Genomic DNA, 18349 nt, shown 5'->3' on the forward strand with positions numbered 1-18349 from the left:
GGCCAGCGCCCGGGTTAGGCTCGACGCATGGGTGAGGGGACGGAAAACGGGACGCTGCGCTTCGAACTGCTGGGCCCGCTGCGCGCGTTGCGCGACGGCGCCGACGTCCCGCTCGGCCCGCCGAAGCAGCGCGCGATCCTCGCCGTGCTCCTCCTCCAGGACGGGCGGACGCTGTCGTACGAGGGTCTGGTCGAGGCCGTGTGGGGCGACGCACCGCCGGCTCATGTCCGCAACCTGGTGCAGAAGTACGTCTCCGGGCTGCGCCGCGCCCTCGGGGACGGGGTGGAGCTGTCGTGGACGGGCGCCGGTTACCGGCTGACCGGCGCCGCCGTCGACGACCTGGCGGAGCGCCGGCAACTGGTGGACGCGGCGCTCACGGCGCGGGACGCCGGTGACGTGCGCCGCGCCGTCGAACTGGCCTCGGAGGCCGAGGAGTTGTGGCGCGGCGACTTCGCGGAGGGCCTGCGGGCGCCCTACCTCGCGGCGGAACGCCTGCGCTGGGCGGAGAAACGGCTCACGGTCCTCGAAGCGCGCCTGGAGGGCGAGATCACCCTCGGCCGCTCCTTCGAGCACGTCCACGAACTCGTCCGGCTCGTCGCCGCCCACCCCCTCCGCGAGCGCCTCGTCGAACTCCTCATGCTCGCCCTGTGCCGGCTCGGCCGCCCGACCGACGCCCTCACCACGTACGAGGCCGCACGCCGACGCCTGGCGACAGCGCTGGGCGCGGACCCGGGACCGGCACTGCGCTCCCTGCACACCCGAGTCCTGCGCCAGGACGCGGAACTGCTGCCGTCACCCCCGGTTCCGGTGGCCTGAGGTGCCGGCCCACGACTGTCACTGCCGTCCGCCATGCTCTGGCCCATGAACGAGAACACCTTCTGGGAACTCATCGCGGAGTGCACCCCGCAGACCCCTGACCCCGACGCCGAGCAACTGGCCGCCACCCTGACGGCCCGCCTGTCCGACGGCCCGATCACCGTGGTCACCGGCTTCGCCGAGCAACTGTCGTGGGCTCTTTACCGACTGGACCGCGAGGAGTACTGCGGCGACCTGTCGGGCGACCCCTTCCTCTACACCCGCGCCGCGGTCGTGGCCGCTGGTCGCGCCGCCCACGAGGCCGTCCTCCACGACCCGTCGAACTTCGCCCCCTACGCCGCCGGTCTCGTCTGGGCCGAGAGCCTGCTCTACGTGCCGGACCGGGCATACCTGCACCTCACGGGCGAGGAATGGCAGCGCGAGACGCGCTACAGCTATGAGACCGGCTCCAACGCGGAGGGTTGGGCAGCTGCATGAACGGCAGGGCCACCGGGCGTCCCTACTCGCCGTGCACCAGGCCCACCCCATGGGCGAGTTGACCGACCGCGTGCCGGAAGAACGTCGCCCGGTCCTCCACCACCCGTTTGAACTGTCCGAAGAGCTCGAACCCGATCAGCCCGTACAGCTGGGCCCAGGCCGCCACGAGCGTGGTGACCGTCTCCGGTGGGAGGTCGGGAGCAAGGTCGGCGGTCATGCGCTCGGCCTCGGGGCGCAGTTCGGCGGGCAGCCTGGGCTTGGCGAGGCCGCGGCCCTGGTACGCCTCACGCGTGATGCCGATGAGGAGGAGCCCGACGCGGGAGGCGGCCGGGACGGTCGCCTCGGGGGCGCTGTACCCGGGGACCGGGGAACCGTAGATCAGCGCGTACTCGTGCGGATTCCCCAGCGCCCAGCCGCGCACCGCCTCACAGACCGCCACCCAGCGCTGTGCGGGCGCGGCGCCGGCCGTCTTCCGGTGCGCCGCCTCCGCGCTCTCGCCGAGGGAGTTGTAGGCGTCGATGATGAGTGCGGTGAGCAGGTCGTCACGGCTGGGGAAGTAGCGGTAGAGCGCGGAGGAGACCATGCCGAGTTCACGCGCCACGGCCCGCAGCGAGAGCTTGGCGGCGCCGTCGACCGCGAGCTGTCTGCGCGCCTCGTCCTTGATGGCCGCGGTGACTTCGATACGGGCGCGCGCTCGGGCGCCGCGGGGGGTGCTGTCGTCTGCGGGGCTCATGAGGGCCAGTCTCCCATGAAACGAGAGCAGTGCACACAAACGAGAGCGCCGATACAAAAAGAGAGCACTGCTCTTGCTTTGGAGCACCGATCCGGTGCAGACTGAAGACCAAGCGAGAGCACCGCTCGCAAAAGAGAGCAGTGCTCCACACAAACCCCTGGGGGACCCCATGTCCGCGTCCACGCACGTCAAGAAGCCCGGCTGGTTCACCGTGAACGTCTTCAACCGCGTCGTGGCCTGGCTGACCCGCCGCGGCCTCAGCGTCTGGGGCTCCAGGGTCCTCGCCGTGCGCGGTCGCAAGAGCGGCGAGTGGCGGACCACCCCCGTGAACCTGCTGACCGTCGACGGACAGCAGTACCTCGTCGCCCCGCGCGGTCACGTCCAGTGGACGCACAACATGCGGGCGGCCGGCGGCGGCGAGCTGCACCTGGGCAAGAAGGTGGACGCGTTCACCGCGACGGAGGTCGCCGACGACGACAAGGTCCCGCTGCTGCGCGCCTACCTCAAGCGCTGGAAGGCAGAGGTCGGCGTCTTCTTCAACGGCGTCGGCCCCGACTCCCCCGACACCGACCTGCGCCGCATCGCCCCGGACCACCCGGTCTTCCGCATCACGTTCGCGAGCTGACGCCGCGCCCCACGACCGACGCCGTGCTCAGCCGCCGACGCCCCCACAAGCTGACGCCACACACCACGGCCGACGCCGCACTCAGCCGCCGCCGACACCCCCACAGGCCGACGCCGCGCCCCACGACCGACGCCACACTCAGCCACCGACGCCGCCCACCACAGGCTGACGCCGCTCACCCCACGCCCCGGCGTCACGTTCCGCGACCGACGCCGCCTCCAGAGGCTGACGCCACCCGCCAAAGCCAGCCGGCACGCAGGACAGGCCGACGTGCCGCTTCACCGCTGACGCCCCACAGGGCCGCTGACGTCCTACTCACCACCGACGCCACGCGTCACCGGCAGACGCCCGCCTCACCGGCCAGCACCCCACTCCACCGACGGCCCCCGTACGTCAGGAGCCCGCCCCACCGTCCGCCGGAGCAGCCGGAGCAGGCTCAGCAGCGCCCGCAAGCCCCACCCGCCGGTCCAACGCCGCCAACGCCCGCTGTGCCATAGGACGCCCCCGCACGATCTCCCCCAACGACGTCGACCCGCGGGTGATCTCCATGAACGCCCGCCAAGCCGGGCGGAACCCCGTCAGCGCCGCATGGAACAGCCCCGGCCGGCGCTCGAACGCCAGCAGCAGCCGCTTGCCGACGCTCATCTCCACGCCCAGCCCCGCCTTGATCGCGAAGGCGTAGTTCAGGGCCTGGCGCCGGGTGTCCACGGCGTCATGGGCCTCGGCGATCCGCACCGCCCACTCCCCCGCGAGCCGCCCAGACCGCAACGCGAACGAGATCCCCTCGCGGGTCCACGGCTCAAGGAGCCCCGCCGCGTCGCCGCAGACGAGCACCCGCCCACGCGACAGCGGGGAGTCGTCGGCACGGCAGCGGGTCAAGTGCCCGGAGGAGATGCTCGGTTCGAAGCCGGCGAGCCCGAGCCGGGCGATGAAGTCCTCCAAGTACCGCTTGGTGGCGGCGCCTTCACCGCGTGCGGAGATGACGCCGACCGTCAGCGTGTCGCCCTTGGGGAACACCCAGCCGTAACTGCCCGGCATCGGCCCCCAGTCGATGAGCACCCGCCCCTGCCAGTCCTCCGCGACGGTCTCCGGCACCGGGATCTCGGCCTCGAGCCCGAGGTCGACCTGGTCGAGCTTCACCCCGACATGTGCTCCTATGCGGCTGGCGCTGCCGTCCGCGCCGACCACCGCGTGCGCCAGCAGCGTCTCACCGCCCTGGAGGACGACCGCGACCGTGCGCCGGTCGGGCACCGCCGAGCCGTGCTGCTCGACCCGCTGGACGGTGACGCCCGTACGCAGCTCGGCGCCCGCCTTCTGCGCGTGCTCGACGAGCTGATGGTCGAACTCGGGCCGGTTGATCAGCCCGAACAGCATCTGCTTGGAGCGGCGGGTGCGGGTGAAGCGGCCGTTGTGCGAGAACGTCACCGCATGCACCCGATCCCGGAAGGGCAGCTCGAAGCCCGGCGGCAGGGAGTCACGGGAGGGTCCGATGATGCCGCCGCCGCACGTCTTGTAGCGGGGCAGCTCCGCCTTCTCCAGCAACAGCACACGCCGCCCGGCGACAGCCGCCGCATAGGCGGCCGAGGCCCCCGCGGGTCCCGCGCCCACCACGACGACGTCCCACACCTGCCGCGCGTCGTCCGCCGAAGAGTTCTCGCTGGTCACGATGGTCTACTGCTCCGATCAAGCCGCTTGCCGCTGCTGCCTTGTGCATCCTACGACCGCCATCGCCGCAGGCCACTGTGGGAGGATCTCCGTACCCACACGTACAACGTCGCACCTACAAGGAGCGTGCCCATGTCGTCGAATCCGGTCGCCGAGACCGTCGCCTCACTGATGCCCCGGGCGAAGGCGGAGCTCACCGAACTGGTGGCGTTCAAGTCGGTGGCGGACTTCGACCAGTTCCCGAAGAGCGAGAGCGAGGGCGCCGCCCGCTGGGTGGCGGACGCGCTGACCGCCGAGGGTTTCCAGGACGTGGCGCTGCTCGACACCCCGGACGGCACCCAGTCGGTGTACGGCTACCTGCCCGGCCCCGAGGGCGCGAAGACCGTCCTGCTGTACGCGCACTACGACGTGCAGCCGCCGCTGGACGAGTCGGCGTGGACGACTCCGCCGTTCGAGCTGACCGAGCGCGACGGCCGCTGGTACGGGCGCGGGGCCGCCGACTGCAAGGGCGGCGTGATCATGCACCTGCTGGCCCTGCGCGCGCTGAAGGCGAACGGCGGTGTGCCGGTGCACGTCAAGGTGATCGCCGAGGGCTCGGAGGAGATGGGCACGGGCGGTCTGGAGCGGTACGCCGAGGAACACCCGGACCTGCTGGAGGCCGACACCATCGTGATCGGCGACGCGGGCAACTTCCGCGTCGGTCTGCCGACCGTGACGACGACCCTGCGCGGCATGACCCTGGTCCGCGTCCAGGTCGACACCCTCGCGGGCAACCTGCACTCCGGCCAGTTCGGCGGCGCGGCGCCCGACGCGCTGGCCGCGCTGATCCGCGTACTGGACTCGCTGCGCGCGGAGGACGGTTCGACGACGGTCGACGGGCTCGCCCCCGGGACGGCGTGGGACGGGCTGCAGTACGACGACGAGCAGTTCCGGCAGGACGCCAAGGTGCTGGACGGTGTGGAGCTGATCGGTTCCGGCACGGTCGCCGACCGTATCTGGGCGCGTCCGGCCGTGACGGTCCTCGGCATCGACTGCCCGCCGGTCGTCGGCGCCACCCCGTCCGTGCAGGCGGGAGCCCGTGCGCTGGTGAGCCTGCGGGTGCCGCCGGGCGTGGACGCCGCCGAGGCGACGAAGCTGCTCCAGGCCCACCTGGAGACGCGCACCCCGTGGGGCGCCCGGGTGCGCACCGAGCAGGTCGGCCAGGGCCAGCCCTTCAGCGCCGACCCGACCAGCCCGGCGTACACGGCGATGGCCGAGGCCATGTCGGTGGCCTACCCGGGCCAGGAGATGCAGTACGCGGGCCAGGGCGGCTCCATCCCGCTCTGCAACACGCTCGCCGCCCTCTACCCGAGCGCGGAGATCCTCCTGATCGGCCTGAGCGAGCCGGAGGCGCAGATCCACGCGGTCAACGAGAGCGTCTCCCCTGAGGAGTTGGAGCGGCTGTCGGTGGCGGAGGCCCTGTTCCTGCGGAACTACGCGGCGATGTGAACCGCCTGACGGCACACTCCGACATCGGAATATCTCTGGCCCGCCTCGACGACCACGACCTCGCCGGTCTGGTGGCGTCGGGGCGGCCGCTGGGCACCGGGACAGGCGGCCGGACCACGGTCGTCGAGGTGGCGGGCAGACCGGTGTTCGTGAAGCGGGTGCCGCTCACCGACATGGAGCGGCACCCGTTTCACGTCCGGTCCACGGCAAACGTCCACGACGTGCCCCTCTACTGCCACTACGGTTTCGGCAGTCCGGGTTTCAGCGCCTGGCGTGAGCTGTCCGTCCACACGATGACGACCGACTGGGTCCTGTCCGGCAAGTTCACGGGTTTCCCGCTCCTGCATCACTGGCGGGTGCTGCCCGACACGCCCCAGCCGCTCCCGGCCGAACTCGCCGACGTGGAGCGGACGGTGGCGTACTGGGGGCCGGGCGTGCGCGAGCGCATCGAAGAGCTGCGGACGGCGTCCGCGAGCCTGACACTGTTCCTGGAGCACGTGCCGTACACCCTGCACGACTGGTTCGACGCCCAGTTGCGCACCAGCCAGGCCGACCGCGCCTGTTCCCTGGTGGAGCGGGGTCTGCGGGCGGTCACCGACTTCCTGCACGCGCGCGAACTCCTGCATTTCGACGCCCACTTCAAGAACATCCTCACCGACGGCCGGCAGCTCTATCTGACCGACTACGGCCTCTCGCTCTCGGCCCGCTTCCAACTCGCTTCGCACGAGCGGGACTTCTTCACGAGACACCGCCACTACGACCGCGCCTACACGGCCAGTTACCTGGTGAACTGGCTCACCGTCGCGCTGTACGGCTATGACCCGGACGATCGCCGGGCGTTCATCGAGGCCTGCGCCGAGGGCATGCGGCCCAGGGGCATCCCCCGGGCCGCGGCGAGCATCCTCGTCCGGCACGCGCGCGTGGCGTCTTTGATGGGCGACTTCAACCGCCGGTTCCAGCAGGTGAGCAGGACGACGCCGTATCCGACGGAAGAGCTGCGACTCGCGAGCGCCTAGCCCACCGGAATTCCGGCCTCCAGGTAGAGCGCGGCGCCGCGTTCGCGGGCCCGCAGTGCCCAGCGCAGCCGCTCGTAGCGGACGGGGGGCAGCAGGTCGGCGGCCTCTTCTTCGCTGACGAAGCGCCATTCGCGCAGTTCGGGCCCGGGCAGCAGGAGTTGAGCGGCCTCGGCGGCGTCGAGCCGGCCGCCGTCGAAGAGGAGGCGCAGACCGCCGTATCCGGGAGGCGCGGGCTGTTCCCAGTCGACGACGAGCAGGCGTGGTACGTCGTCCAGCTCGATCCCGGTCTCCTCGGCGACCTCGCGCATGCCCGCGCGCGCGGGCGCCTCGCCGGGTTCGACGACGCCGCCGGGGAACTCCCAGCCGGGCTTGTAGGTGGGGTCGACGAGCAGCACGCGGTCCTGCTCGTCGAAGAGGAGGACGCCGGCGGCGACGGTCTCGGCGGTCGGTTCGGGCGTCTGCACGATGTCGCAGACGGGGACGGCACCGGAGCCGACGGCCTCGGCGATCTGGACGGCCGTCTCGTACGGGGTGAGGGCGCTGGTGTCGACGAGATGGGCGTCGGCGGTGAGCCAGGAGGCGAGGGCGGTGCGGTACGGCTCGATGTGGTCGTACGACCACTGCCGTACCCGTATCTCGCCGTCGGGGAGGTCAGGCGGGATCTCCCGCCCGGCTATTCGCTCGCGCAGGATCGTTTCCGCCGGGGCGAGGAGGAGGTGCTGGACGGTGATGCGGCGGGCGGCGAGGCCGCCGAAGATCTCGTCGCGGTACTCCTGGCGCAGCAGGGTCATGGGGACCACGAGGGTCCCGCCGAGTTCGGTGAGCAGGGCGGCCGCCGTGTCGATCACGAGCCGGCGCCAGATCGGCAGGTCCTGGAAGTCGCCGACCTCGGCGAGGCGCTTGGGCGGGAGCAGGTGCGTGAGCGCTCCGCCGACGACCTCGGGGTCGAAGAGCGTGCTGTTCGGGATCAGTTCGATCAGTTCCCGTGCGGTGGCGGTCTTCCCCGCACCGAACGCGCCGTTGATCCAAACGACGGTCACGGTTCCCCCTCTTCTGTTGGCCCCCTGAGGCTTGCCCGCTCCACCCCGGCACGGAAACCAGCCCCAGTTGAGGGCCCTCGTACGACGGTGCCGGCGCCCCTCGCGGAAAGGGGCGCCGGCACCGGGGTGCGGTGGCCGTCAGTTGTTCTGGCCGAGGGCGTTCTCGTCGACGGCCAGGCTGTCGCTGGCGATCGTGTGGTCGAGGGTGCTGAGGGTCTTGTCGACGTCGAGGTCGGTGAGGTTGTCGCCGACCGCGTGGGACGGGGTGATGGCGGCGACGACGAAACCGGTGGCCAGGGAGGCGATGGCAGCCATGGTGCGCTTCTTCATGCCCCGTTCAACTGCGAAACGGCACGCGGGTCACGCGCCCGCCCGCGCGGGCACCCGGCCGGCTCCGGCGCGGGCGCGTCGTACGAGGTCACGGGCGGCGTCGGACCACTGCGGGTGCTCGAACTCGAACCCGGCCTCCAGCAGGCGCCCCGGCACCACCCGGCGGCTCTTCAGCAGCAGTTCGGTGTCCGAGCGCAGCACGAACGCCCCGGTCTCGGCCATCCACCGGGTGGCGGGCAGCCCGACGGGCATGCCTTGGGCGGCCCGCAGGTCCCGCATGAACGCGCGGTGCGGCAGCGGCCCGGGGGCGGCGAGGTTCACCGGCCCGGCGAGGTCGTCGCGGTCGACCAGGAACTCGACCGCGCGGACGAAGTCGTGCTCGTGGATCCAGGAGACGTACTGCGCCCCGCCCGCCACGGGGCCGCCCAGCCCGAGCCGCACCATGTTCCGCAGCACGTCGAAGACCCCGCCGCGGTCCGGACTCATGACCATGGCCGACCGGAGGGCGACCTTCCGGGTGTGCGGGGTGTCGGCTGCGTCCTGGGTGGGGCGCGTCGAAGCGATGGGCGTAGACGGTGGCCGTACTCATCTGCAGCCAGACGCGTGGCGGCCGTACGGCCCCCCGCGATCGCCTCTCCGACGACCCTGGCGGAGTCGACCCGCGAGTCCATCATGGCCTTCAGGTTGGCCGCGGTGTAGCGGCAACTGACGCTGCGCCCGGCCAGATTGATGACCACGTCGCTGCCGTCGACCGGACCGTGCCCACCTGCCCGAGTCCCCCGCGGATCACGAACTTCATCAGGACCGCGCGACAGGCGGTCTACCGGGATCCCGCCTCGACGCGTACATGTAGTCATCCCATCTTTCGCTGGTACGGAGGAACGTAACGATGCGTCACCTTCACACCCGCACAACCCGTGGCCGAGTGGTCGGAGCACTCGCCGCCGCGCTGCTCGCCGCGGCGGGACTCGCCGCACCGTCGGCGCGAGCCGCCGCGCCCGCCCTGGACGACGGTCTCGCCCTCACCCCGCCCATGGGCTTCAACAACTGGAACTCCACGCACTGCCGTGCCGAGTTCAACGAGGCGATGGTCAAGTCGATCGCGGACATCTTCGTGGACAAGGGCCTCAAGGACGCCGGGTACCAGTACGTCAACCTCGACGACTGCTGGGCCCTGCCCGAGAGAAACGCGGACGGCAAACTCGTACCGGACCCCGTCCGCTTCCCCAACGGGATCAAGGCGGTCGCCGACTACGTCCACTCCAAGGGACTGAAGTTCGGCATCTACACGAGCGCGGGCACCAAGACATGCAACAGCGCGGGATTCCCCGGTGCGCTGGGCCATGAGTACAGCGACGCCCAGCAGTTCGCGGACTGGGGCGTGGACTATCTCAAGTACGACAACTGCAACAACCAGGGCGTGGACGCGAAAACGCGTTACACGACCATGCGCGACGCCCTCCGGGCGACCGGCCGGCCCATCGTCTACAGCATCTGCGAGTGGGGCGAGAACAAACCCTGGGAGTGGGCGTCCGACGTCGGCCATCTGTGGCGCACGACCGGCGACATCAGCGACAACTGGGGCTCGATGCTCTCGATCCTCAGGCAGAACCTCCCGCTCGCCGCGCACGCGGGCCCCGGGCACTGGAACGACCCGGACATGCTGGAGGTCGGCAACGGCGGCATGACGGACACCGAGTACCGCTCGCACTTCTCCCTGTGGTCGATCATGGCCGCGCCGCTCCTCATCGGCTCCGACCTGCGCACCGCGAGCGACGCGACCTACGAGATCCTCGGCAACAAGGAGGTCATCGCGGTCGACCAGGACCCGCTCGGCAAACAGGGCACCGTCGTCTCCTCGGAGGGCGGCCGGTGGGTCGTCGCCAAGCCGATGCGGGACGGCAGCCGCGCGGTGGCCCTGTTCAACGACTCCGGCACCGCACAGCGTATCGCCACGACCGCCACGGTCGTCGGCCTGCCCGCCGCCGACGCCTACACGCTGCGCGACCTGTGGCAGCACCGGAGTTACAACACCGCGGGGACCATCGCGGCGACCGTCCCGGCGCACGGCACGGTCCTCGTACGGGTCTCCGCCGACTCCGCGTGGGCCAAGCACCCGCCCGCCGCGGAACTCGGCCTGGAGGGCGGCCAGTTGATCGAGGCCGGCACCCCGGCCACGCTGACGAGCACGGTCACCGACCTGGGCCGCACCCCGGCCCGGCAGGTCTCCGTCGCCCTGACCGGCCCCGCCGGCTGGTCCGTACGCCCCACCTCGGCGACCACGGCGGCCCTCCTGCCGACGAACCGTTCGCTGCGCACCGGTTGGACGGTGGCAGCCCCGGCCGGGACGCCTGCCGGGTCGTACGACCTGACGCTCAAGGCGAGTTACCGCTCACCGACCGGCGTCCGCGTCGCCACGGCGCTGACCGTTGCGGTCTCCGTGGTGGTGCCGCCGCCCTCAGGGACCTCCGAACTCGGCGACCTTCCCTGGCTGTCGGCCCTGAGCGGATGGGGGCCGGTGGAGCGCAACACCAGCAACGGGGAGAGCGCCGCGGGCGACGGACATCCGATCACCATCGGCGGCGTGGTGTACGCCAAGGGGCTCGGTGTGCACGCCCAGAGCATCATCGAGTACTACACGGGCAGGACGTGCGAGACGGTCACCGCGGACGTCGGCGTCGACGACGAGAAGGGTGCCGCCGGGACGGTCGCCTTCGAGATCTGGGCGGACGGCACCAAGGTCGCCTCGACCGGCGTCCTCACCAACGCCATGCCGGCCCAGCCGCTCACCGCGGACGTCACCGGCGCCCAGGTGGTCCGGCTCGTCGTCACCGACGGCGGCGACGGCCTCGACTCGGACCACGCGGACTGGGCGGACGCCCGCCTGAGCTGCTGAACCCCACCGGGCGGGCCGGTCGCGCCGACCGCCCCGCCCGGCATACGCCGTGAGCGTTCCGCCCGGCCCGACCAGCCCACGGCGTGAACGTTCCGACCGACCCGGGGTGTGACCGTTCCGACCGACCCTCCGGCGCCCGGCGTGAACGTTCCTGCGGAATCAGACCGTCGCCTTGTCCGCGCCCTTGGCGAGCGCCGCCGCGGCCGCCCCCACCAGGCCCGCGTCCGTGCCCATCTGGGCCGGCACGACCGCCAGACGCTGGACGAAGGACAGGGTGGCGTAGTCGGTCAGGGCCTTGCGGAGCGGGGTGAGGAGCACTTCGCCCGCCTTGCCCACTCCCCCGCCGATCACCGCGATGTCGATCTCGACGAGGGTCGCGGTGGCGGCGATCCCGGCGGCCAGCGCCTGCGCGGCCCGCTCGAAGGAGGCCACCGCGATCGGATCGCCGGCGCGGGCCGCGTCCGCCACGGCGGCGGCGGACGTGTCGCCGTCCGGCCCGGGCCGCCAGCCGTTCTCGTACGCCCGGCGGGCGATGTTGGGGCCACTCGCGATGCGCTCCACGCAGCCGCGCGAGCCGCACGCGCACGGGTCGCCGTCCATGTCCACGCTGATGTGCCCGATGTGGCCCGCGTTGCCGGTCGGCCCCGGGTGCAGCCGACCGCCCAGGACCAGGCCGCCGCCGACGCCCGTCGACACCACCATGCACAGCGCGTTGTCGTGCCCGCGCGCGGCGCCCTGCCAGTGCTCGGCCGCCGTGATCGCCACGCCGTCGCCGATCAGCTCGACCGGCAGCCCGCCGGTCGCCGCACGGACCCGCCGGACCAGCGGATAGTCGCGCCAGCCGGGCACGTTGACCGGACTCACAGTGCCCGCGGAGGCGTCCACGGGGCCCGCGCTGCCGATACCGAGGGCCGAGGCGCGTCCCCACAGCGGCGACACGGTGAGTTCACCGAGCACCTCCTCGACGGCCCGCATGACGGTCTCGCCGTCCTCCTGGGCGGGCGTGGCGCGCTGCGCGCGGACCAGGATGTGGCCGCGGTCGTCGACCAGCGCGCCGGCGATCTTGGTGCCGCCGATGTCGAGCGCTGCCACGAGGTCGGTGTGCATCAGTGTCAGATCTCCCCGTCAACCGTGAGAAAGGGCGGGCCGTTCCGAGGTGGGGGCACGGACACGGCAATTGCGGTGGACAGTGTCCCCCGCATCTGACAACGTTGTCCAGGCTCTATGCTCGACGCCACATCCTCATACAAAATCATGGACGCCGCACCCCTCCCCGTGGACGACAGGACAGGACGCCGCATCGTGCCCGAGACCACCCGCCGTGCAGACCGAATCGCCGCCACGCGTTACGGCAACCGTCCGACGATGAAGGACGTGGCCGCACGCGCCGGAGTGGGCCTCAAGACGGTCTCCCGCGTGGTCAACGGCGAGCCGGGCGTCACCCCGGAGACCGAACGCCGCGTGCAGGAGGCCATCGACGCGCTCGGCTTCCGCCGCAACGACAGTGCGCGCGTGCTGCGCAAGGGCCGTACCGCCAGCATCGGCCTGGTCCTCGAAGACCTCGCGGACCCGTTCTACGGCCCGCTCAGCCGCGCGGTCGAGGAGGTGGCCCGCGCCAACGGCGCCCTGCTGATCAACGGCTCCAGCGCGGAGGACCCGGACCGCGAGCAGGAGTTGGTGCTGGCGCTGTGCGCCCGGCGCGTGGACGGCCTGGTGGTCATCCCGGCCGGTGACAACCACCGGTATCTGGAGCCGGAGTTGAAGGCGGGCGTGGCCACGGTGTTCGTGGACCGTCCGGCCGGCCAGATCGACGCCGACGTGGTCCTGTCCGACAACTACGGCGGCGCCCGCGACGGCGTCGCCCACCTCATCGCGCACGGACACCGCCGGATCGGCTTCATCGGCGACATGCCCCGCATCCACACCGCCGCCGAGCGGCTGCGCGGCTATCGGGCCGCCATGGAGGACGCGGGGATACCGGTCGAGGAGAAGTGGATGTCCCTCGGGGTCACCGATCCGGAGCGGGTGCGCCGGGCGGCCGAGGAGATGCTGTCCGGGCCCGATCCGGTGACCGCGGTCTTCGCCGGCAACAACCGGGTGACGGTCACCGTGGTCCGGGTTCTCGCCGAGCACGCGCGCCGGGTCGCCCTGGTCGGCTTCGACGACATCGAGCTCGCCGATCTGCTCCAGCCGGGCGTCACCGTCGTCGCCCAGGACGCCGCCGCCCTCGGCCGCACGGCCGCCGAGCGGCTGTTCCGGCAGCTGGACGGCACGCTGGTCACCCCGGAGCGGATCGAACTGCCGACACGGCTGATCACCCGCGGTTCGGGCGAGCTGCCGCCGGCGGACTGAGGCCGTGCCCTTGAGCGACCGCACCCTGGAAGCGCTCGGTCTGGCCGAGGCGCCGCGCGATCACCCGCTGCTCTACCCGGGCGCGTGGCCCTCGGACTCCGGGCTCCTCGACGGGGACCGGCTGTTGCCCCTCGACCGCCTCGTGCACGAGGACCGCGTCCCCGTCCTCGCCGTCGGCTCCAACGCCAGCCCGGCCCAACTACGGCACAAAATGGCCGAGTACGGGATCGTCTCCCCGATCCCGATGGTGCGGACCCGTGTCACGGGCATCGACATCGGCGTCTCCGCGCACGTCAGCCGCCTGGGCTATGTGTCCGCCTCTCCGGTCGAAGCACCGGGAGCCGTACGGGAGTTGTTCGTCACCTGGCTCGACGCCGAGCAGCTGGCGGTCGTCGACGCGAGCGAGGGCGCGCATCTGGCGGCCGGGAACTACCGGCGAGCGTGGCTGCCCTCCCCCGAGGTGCGGTTCGAACTCGCCGACGGTACCGCACTGTCGGGCGCGTACGTGTACGTCAACACGCACGGCGTCCTCCACGACGGCACCGGCGCCCCGCGCGGTCACCCCGGCCAGCGGCCGCTGCTCACCGAACTCCTCGTCGGATCGGCCCGGTTGAGGGAGCTGTTCGGCGTGACGCCCGAGGAGTTCTGCGCCCGGGCGCGCGCCGACCACGAGCTGTGCCGACAGGGGACGCGGCTGTTCAAGCGGGAGAAGCTGGTGACGGTCTCCGGTCTGGAGCGGTACGCGGAGGCTCAGCAGACGGGCAGTCCGGGCACCGGCTCGTCGTTGTCGCCGCCCTTGAGGTAGACGTCGCTGACGAAGACGCCGGTGTTGCCGCTGTCGTCGTCGGTCTTCGCCCACCAGACGTTGGTCCACTCGCCGTAGGTCTCGCGGCGGCCCAGATTCTGCTGGCAGTAGAAGTAGTTGGTGCCCGCCTTGAGGATGCCCGCCTTGGCGCCGGAGGCGGTGTAAGAGTCGGCGGTCCGCCAGACCTCGCAGTTGTACTTGCCGCCGCCTATGGAGACGCAGGACGCGGCGGGCTTGGGCTCGCCGGTATCGCTGTCGCTGGGGGCGGGGGCGTTGCCCGAAGTCCTGCTCGGGGCCGGGCTGGTGGCCCGCTCGGTGGGCTTGCTGTCGGCCGTGCGGCTCGCCGAGGGGGTTTCCGTCGGCGTCTTCTTGTCGTCCTTCTCCGTCGGTTCGGGCTCGTCCGTGCGTACGGCGTCGCCACGGCCGCTCGCCGCAGACGTGGTCTTGGCGTCGGTGACGGAGGACGTCGACCGCGCGTCGGTGTCCTTGTCACCCGAGTCGTTCAGAAGAGCCACCGTCACGCCTGCCGACGCGAGCACGAGAGCCACAGCCGCGGCAACCAGCAGAACGCGGCGCCTGCCCCGGGTGGGGCGGGTGGTGTCCATGGGGCCGGTGACGACCTGGGCGTCCTGCGGCGGTCCGAAGCCCTGGGGTACCGAGGGCGCGTTCTGTGCCGGCGGCGGCCCGAATCCCGGCGGTACCGCCGGGACGCTGTGCTCCGTCACCACGGGCGCCGCCACCGCCGTACCCCGAAGGCGCGTCGTCGCGGAGTCGGTCGCCCCGGCATCCGCGACCGCCTGGAGCAGTGCGCGGGCCTCCTCCGCCTCCGGACGCCCCTCGGGGCGCTTGTCCAGAAGCCGCTGGAGCACGGGACCGAGCGCTCCCGCGCGGGTGGGTTCCGGCAGGGGCTCGGTGACGATGGCGGTGAGCGTGGAGAAGGTCGACGTACGGCGGAACGGCGAGGAGCCCTCGACCGCCGCGTACAGGGTGGCGCCCAGGGCCCAGACGTCCGAGGCGGGGCCCGGGTCGGCGCCTTGGGCGCGCTCGGGCGCCAAGTAGTCCAGGGAGCCGACGAGTTCGCCGCTGCGGGTCAGATGCGTGGCCGAGCCGTCGCCCGGGTCGTCCATCGTGGCGATGCCGAAGTCGGTGAGGACCACGCGGCCCGACCGGTCGAGCAGGATGTTGCCGGGCTTCACGTCCCGGTGCAGGACGCCTACTTGGTGGGCGGCGGCGAGCGCGTCCATGACCTTGGCGCCGATGCCGGCGGCCTCGTGGGGGTCGAGGGTGCCGCGGTCGCGCAGGACGTCGTCCAGGGAGGGCCCGTCGACCAGTTCCATGACGATCAGCGGGCGGCCGTCGACCTCGGCCACGTCATGGACGGCGACGACTCCGGGATGGCGCACCCGGGCCGCCGCGCGGGCCTCACGCTGCATGCGCAGCCGCAGATCGGACAGTTCCGGCCCGTCCGCGTCGGTGTAGGTGCGCAGTTCCTTGACGGCGACCTCACGGCCGAGGACCTCGTCCACCGCCCGCCAGACCACGCCCATGCCGCCCCGCCCGAGCTGGGCCAGGACGCGATAGCGCCCGGCCAGCAGCCGGCCGGCCCCCTCCGTCTGTCCGTTGTCCCCCGAAGACACCGCGGCCCCGTTCCTCCGTACGCATGTGCAAGGTCGCGTCCAGAGTACGGGGCGGCTGTGACAGTCCTCGTCCAGGCGGCCGAGGTGTTACTTGGCCGAGGCCGTCAGGTCCGCGCGGCGGGGTCCGGCGTACGACTGGAGGCGCGCCAGGGTCAGCCCGGTGAGGCGGGTGACCTCGCCGGAGTCGAGGGCGCCGCAGTCCAGGCCGCGCAGGAGGTACCCGGCGAGGGCCTTGGCGGTGGCGGGCTCGTCCATGACGTCGCCGTCGACGTGGTTGGCGTAGGCGGCGAGGCGCTTGGCGGCCGCTTCGAAGCCTTCGCGGTAGAAGGCGAAGACGGCCGCGTAGCGGGTGGGGAGGTGGCCGGGGTGCATGTCCCAGCCCTGGTAGTAGGCGCGGGCCAGGGCGCGGCGGGTGAGGCCGTAGTGCAGCTTCCAGGCCTCGTGGACCTTCGCGGTGGTGCCGACCGGCAGGACGTTGGTGGAGCCGTCGGAGACGCGTACGCCGGTGCCCGCGGCGGCGACCTGCATGATCGCCTTGGCGTGGTCGGCGGCCGGGTGGTCGCTGGCCTGGTAGGCGGCGGAGACGCCGAGGCAGGCGCTGTAGTCGAAGGTGCCGTAGTGCAGGCCGGTGGCGCGGCCCTCGGCGGCGTCGATCATGCGGGCGACGGTGGCGGTGCCGTCGGCGGCGAGGATGGACTGGCTGGTCTCGATCTGGATCTCGAAGCCGATCCGGCCGGGGTTGAGTCCGCGGGCCTTCTCGAACTGCTCCAGGAGCCGGACCATCGCGGTGACCTGCTCGGGGTAGGTCACCTTGGGCAGGGTGAGGACCAGTCCGTCGGGCAGTCCGCCGGCCTCCATCAGGCCGGTGAGGAAGACGTCGAGGGTGCGGATGCCGCGGTCGCGGACCGGGGACTCCATGCACTTCATGCGGATGCCCATGTACGGCGCCGCCGTGCCGTTCTTGTACGCGTCCGCAATCAGGCGTGCCGCGCGGGCGGCGTCCTGGTCCTCGTCGGCGCCCTTGTAGCCGTCCTCGAAGTCGACGCGCAGGTCCTCGATCGGTTCGCGCTCCAGCTTGGCCCGCACGCGCGCGTGGACGGGTTCGGCGAGTTCGTCGGAGAGGCCGAGCACGGCGGCGAAGGACGCGGCGTCCGGGGCGTGTTCGTCGAGGGCCGCGAGGGCCTGGTCGCCCCAGGAGCGCAGGGTGTCGGCGGCGAAGACGTTGCCGGGCACGTAAACGGTGTGGACGGGCTGGCGGGTGCCCGGGTCGCCGGGGTAGCGGCGCTCCAGCTCGGCGTCGACCGGCGCGAGGGAGGCGCTGATCTCCTCGCTGACGGCGCCCGCGAGGCTCGTCGCCACCTGCTCCTGCTGACCCATGCCACACCCTCCTGTTTTCCGCAGTACGGAATCAACAATCCGTAGAATGAAGTTATCCGTGGATCTTCCCGCAGGTCAACACCCCGTCCACAGCATGGGCCGCCCCGCCCCTTCCGGCACGCCCGGTCCCACCACGCCCTCTTTCGCACACCGGTTCGCCCCTTCATCCTGATCCGTCGGGAGGGGATTACATGCCGGACACCGACAGAATGACGCGTCGCATGGGACTGAGAACCATGGTGGCCACCGCGCTCACCTTGCCCCTGATGGCCACGATGCCCGCCTCCGCCGCCCGCTCGGTCGGCCGCCGGCTCGACGCCATGACCTTCAACCTGCGTTTCGCCAGTGCCGTCGAACCCAACAGCTGGGCCGTCCGCCGCCCGGTGATGCGCGCCCTCCTGCGCCGCGAGGCCCCGACGTTCCTCGGCACCCAGGAGGGCCTCTACCAGCAGCTGCTGGACATCCACGCCGACCTCGGACCGCACTACGCCTGGATCGGCACCGGCCGCGAGGGCGGCAGCCACGACGAGTCGACCGCGGTCTTCTACGACACCCGGCGTCTGGCCCCGCTCGAACACGACACCTACTGGCTCTCCGACACGCCCCGGACGATCGGCTCGAACACCTGGGGCGCCGCACTCCCCCGGATCGTCACCTGGGTGCGCTTCCGCGACCGCGCCGACGAGGGGCGCGAGTTCTACGTCCTCAACACCCATCTCGACCACGTGAGCCAGTACGCGCGTGAGCGGGCCACCCTGCTCATCGCCAAGGGGATCGCCGCGTTCGACCGTTCCTTACCGGTCGTCGTCACGGGCGACTTCAACGCGGCGGCCCACAACAACCAGGCCTACGACAACCTCGTCGAGTCCGGGCTCGTCGACACCTGGGACGCGGCCGCCGAACGCAGCGACGCCTACGGCACGTTCCACGGCTACCAACCGCTCACGCCGGACGGCGAGCGCATCGACTGGATCCTGGCCACGACAGGGGTGAAGGTCCACCGGGCCTCGATCAACACCTTTGCCGTCGACGGGCAGTTCCCGAGCGACCATCTGCCGGTCCAGGCGTCTTTGACCCTGGGATGAGCCGAGG

The 18349-nt window shown here is 71.8% G+C and carries 16 protein-coding genes and 1 pseudogene; 9 read left to right on the plus strand and 8 right to left on the minus strand.

The genetic code is table 11. From position 1 onward, the window contains the following. The first annotated feature begins 27 nt into the window (after nt 1–27). Nucleotides 28–816 carry an AfsR/SARP family transcriptional regulator gene (locus tag IQ210_RS06185; protein ID WP_194077821.1) on the plus strand — a complete coding sequence of 263 codons (789 nt, stop codon included), beginning with the start codon at nt 28–30 and terminating at the stop codon, nt 814–816. A gap of 45 nt (nt 817–861) precedes the next feature. Then, nucleotides 862–1293, plus strand: coding sequence for a DUF4240 domain-containing protein (locus tag IQ210_RS06190; protein ID WP_194077822.1), 432 nt, complete (start codon nt 862–864; stop codon nt 1291–1293). 22 nt (nt 1294–1315) lie between these two features. On the opposite strand, the gene IQ210_RS06195 is transcribed toward IQ210_RS06190, so the two are convergent. Beyond that, nucleotides 1316–2026 carry a TetR/AcrR family transcriptional regulator gene (locus tag IQ210_RS06195; RefSeq protein ID WP_194077823.1) on the minus strand — a complete coding sequence of 237 codons (711 nt, stop codon included), beginning with the start codon at nt 2024–2026 and terminating at the stop codon, nt 1316–1318. A 169-nt stretch (nt 2027–2195) separates the two neighbouring features. On the opposite strand from IQ210_RS06195, the gene IQ210_RS06200 reads away from it, so the two are divergent. Beyond that, nucleotides 2196–2651 carry a nitroreductase family deazaflavin-dependent oxidoreductase gene (locus IQ210_RS06200; RefSeq protein ID WP_194077824.1) on the plus strand — a complete coding sequence of 152 codons (456 nt, stop codon included), beginning with the start codon at nt 2196–2198 and terminating at the stop codon, nt 2649–2651. Nucleotides 2652–3044: 393 nt separating this feature from the next. Here the strand turns inward: IQ210_RS06200 and IQ210_RS06205 are convergent, their stop codons facing one another. Then, complete coding sequence (locus IQ210_RS06205) at nt 3045–4316, minus strand: geranylgeranyl reductase family protein (protein WP_194077825.1); 1272 nt, start codon at nt 4314–4316, stop codon at nt 3045–3047. A 132-nt stretch (nt 4317–4448) separates the two neighbouring features. On the opposite strand from IQ210_RS06205, the gene IQ210_RS06210 reads away from it, so the two are divergent. Beyond that, on the plus strand, nt 4449–5804 hold the full coding sequence (locus IQ210_RS06210) for a dipeptidase (protein ID WP_194077826.1): 1356 nt from the start codon (nt 4449–4451) through the stop codon (nt 5802–5804). Then, nucleotides 5801–6820 carry a protein kinase family protein gene (locus tag IQ210_RS06215; RefSeq protein WP_194077827.1) on the plus strand — a complete coding sequence of 340 codons (1020 nt, stop codon included), beginning with the start codon at nt 5801–5803 and terminating at the stop codon, nt 6818–6820. Before IQ210_RS06210 ends, IQ210_RS06215 begins: the two co-directional genes overlap by 4 nt. Here the strand turns inward: IQ210_RS06215 and IQ210_RS06220 are convergent. The 3 genes and pseudogenes from IQ210_RS06220 to IQ210_RS06230 all read right to left on the minus strand — a co-directional run bounded on the left by IQ210_RS06220 (nt 6817) and on the right by IQ210_RS06230 (nt 9047). Further along, nucleotides 6817–7860 (minus strand): NUDIX hydrolase, encoded by a 1044-nt coding sequence (locus IQ210_RS06220; RefSeq protein ID WP_194077828.1) that lies wholly within the window; start codon nt 7858–7860, stop codon nt 6817–6819. The genes IQ210_RS06215 and IQ210_RS06220 overlap by 4 nt on opposite strands. A gap of 138 nt (nt 7861–7998) precedes the next feature. Next, nucleotides 7999–8190 carry a hypothetical protein gene (locus IQ210_RS06225; protein WP_194077829.1) on the minus strand — a complete coding sequence of 64 codons (192 nt, stop codon included), beginning with the start codon at nt 8188–8190 and terminating at the stop codon, nt 7999–8001. Between the two features lie 30 nt (nt 8191–8220). After that, nucleotides 8221–9047, minus strand: a pseudogene (locus tag IQ210_RS06230) (DUF1731 domain-containing protein). A 32-nt stretch (nt 9048–9079) separates the two neighbouring features. Between IQ210_RS06230 and IQ210_RS06235 the strand changes: the two are divergent. Beyond that, the gene (locus IQ210_RS06235; protein ID WP_194077830.1) at nt 9080–11086 is read left to right on the plus strand and encodes an NPCBM/NEW2 domain-containing protein; all 2007 of its coding nucleotides are present in this window, start codon (nt 9080–9082) and stop codon (nt 11084–11086) included. A gap of 159 nt (nt 11087–11245) precedes the next feature. Here IQ210_RS06235 and IQ210_RS06240 read toward each other — a convergent pair whose 3' ends face one another. Next, on the minus strand, nt 11246–12193 hold the full coding sequence (locus tag IQ210_RS06240) for an ROK family protein (RefSeq protein WP_194077831.1): 948 nt from the start codon (nt 12191–12193) through the stop codon (nt 11246–11248). 195 nt (nt 12194–12388) lie between these two features. Here IQ210_RS06240 and IQ210_RS06245 point away from each other — a divergent pair, with 195 nt between their 5' ends. Further along, nucleotides 12389–13438, plus strand: a complete 1050-nt coding sequence (locus tag IQ210_RS06245) for a LacI family DNA-binding transcriptional regulator (protein ID WP_194078197.1) — start codon at nt 12389–12391, stop codon at nt 13436–13438. Between the two features lie 10 nt (nt 13439–13448). Continuing rightward, nucleotides 13449–14243, plus strand: a complete 795-nt coding sequence (locus tag IQ210_RS06250) for a hypothetical protein (RefSeq protein ID WP_194077832.1) — start codon at nt 13449–13451, stop codon at nt 14241–14243. Here the strand turns inward: IQ210_RS06250 and IQ210_RS06255 are convergent. Further along, a complete protein-coding gene (locus IQ210_RS06255; protein WP_194077833.1) occupies nt 14189–15880 on the minus strand; it encodes a serine/threonine-protein kinase in 1692 nt (563 codons plus the stop codon). The two genes, IQ210_RS06250 and IQ210_RS06255, sit on opposite strands and share 55 nt — an antisense overlap. Before the next feature lie 87 nt (nt 15881–15967). Further along, entirely contained in the window at nt 15968–17257 is a 1290-nt protein-coding gene (locus tag IQ210_RS06260) for a DUF6986 family protein (RefSeq protein WP_194077834.1), read from the minus strand. Between the two features lie 191 nt (nt 17258–17448). On the opposite strand from IQ210_RS06260, the gene IQ210_RS06265 reads away from it, so the two are divergent. Further along, nucleotides 17449–18342, plus strand: coding sequence for an endonuclease/exonuclease/phosphatase family protein (locus tag IQ210_RS06265; RefSeq protein ID WP_194077835.1), 894 nt, complete (start codon nt 17449–17451; stop codon nt 18340–18342). Nucleotides 18343–18349: the final 7 nt, after the last annotated feature.

It is taken from the genome of Streptomyces justiciae (genome assembly GCF_015163075.1).
In the GTDB taxonomy this organism is placed as follows: Bacteria; Actinomycetota; Actinomycetes; order Streptomycetales; family Streptomycetaceae; genus Streptomyces; species Streptomyces justiciae.

What these genes read in the sequence shown, in the direction of transcription:
- IQ210_RS06200 (WP_194077824.1), top strand. Translation starts at nt 2,196, where the DNA reads ATGTCCGCGTCCACGCACGTCAAGAAGCCCGGCTGGTTCACCGTGAAC.
- IQ210_RS06225 (WP_194077829.1), bottom strand. Translation starts at nt 8,190, where the DNA reads ATGAAGAAGCGCACCATGGCTGCCATCGCCTCCCTGGCCACCGGTTTC.
- IQ210_RS06240 (WP_194077831.1), bottom strand. Translation starts at nt 12,193, where the DNA reads ATGCACACCGACCTCGTGGCAGCGCTCGACATCGGCGGCACCAAGATC.
- IQ210_RS06195 (WP_194077823.1), bottom strand. Translation starts at nt 2,026, where the DNA reads ATGAGCCCCGCAGACGACAGCACCCCCCGCGGCGCCCGAGCGCGCGCC.
- IQ210_RS06260 (WP_194077834.1), bottom strand. Translation starts at nt 17,257, where the DNA reads ATGGGTCAGCAGGAGCAGGTGGCGACGAGCCTCGCGGGCGCCGTCAGC.
- IQ210_RS06265 (WP_194077835.1), top strand. Translation starts at nt 17,449, where the DNA reads ATGCCGGACACCGACAGAATGACGCGTCGCATGGGACTGAGAACCATG.
- IQ210_RS06185 (WP_194077821.1), top strand. Translation starts at nt 28, where the DNA reads ATGGGTGAGGGGACGGAAAACGGGACGCTGCGCTTCGAACTGCTGGGC.
- IQ210_RS06210 (WP_194077826.1), top strand. Translation starts at nt 4,449, where the DNA reads ATGTCGTCGAATCCGGTCGCCGAGACCGTCGCCTCACTGATGCCCCGG.
- IQ210_RS06190 (WP_194077822.1), top strand. Translation starts at nt 862, where the DNA reads ATGAACGAGAACACCTTCTGGGAACTCATCGCGGAGTGCACCCCGCAG.
- IQ210_RS06235 (WP_194077830.1), top strand. Translation starts at nt 9,080, where the DNA reads ATGCGTCACCTTCACACCCGCACAACCCGTGGCCGAGTGGTCGGAGCA.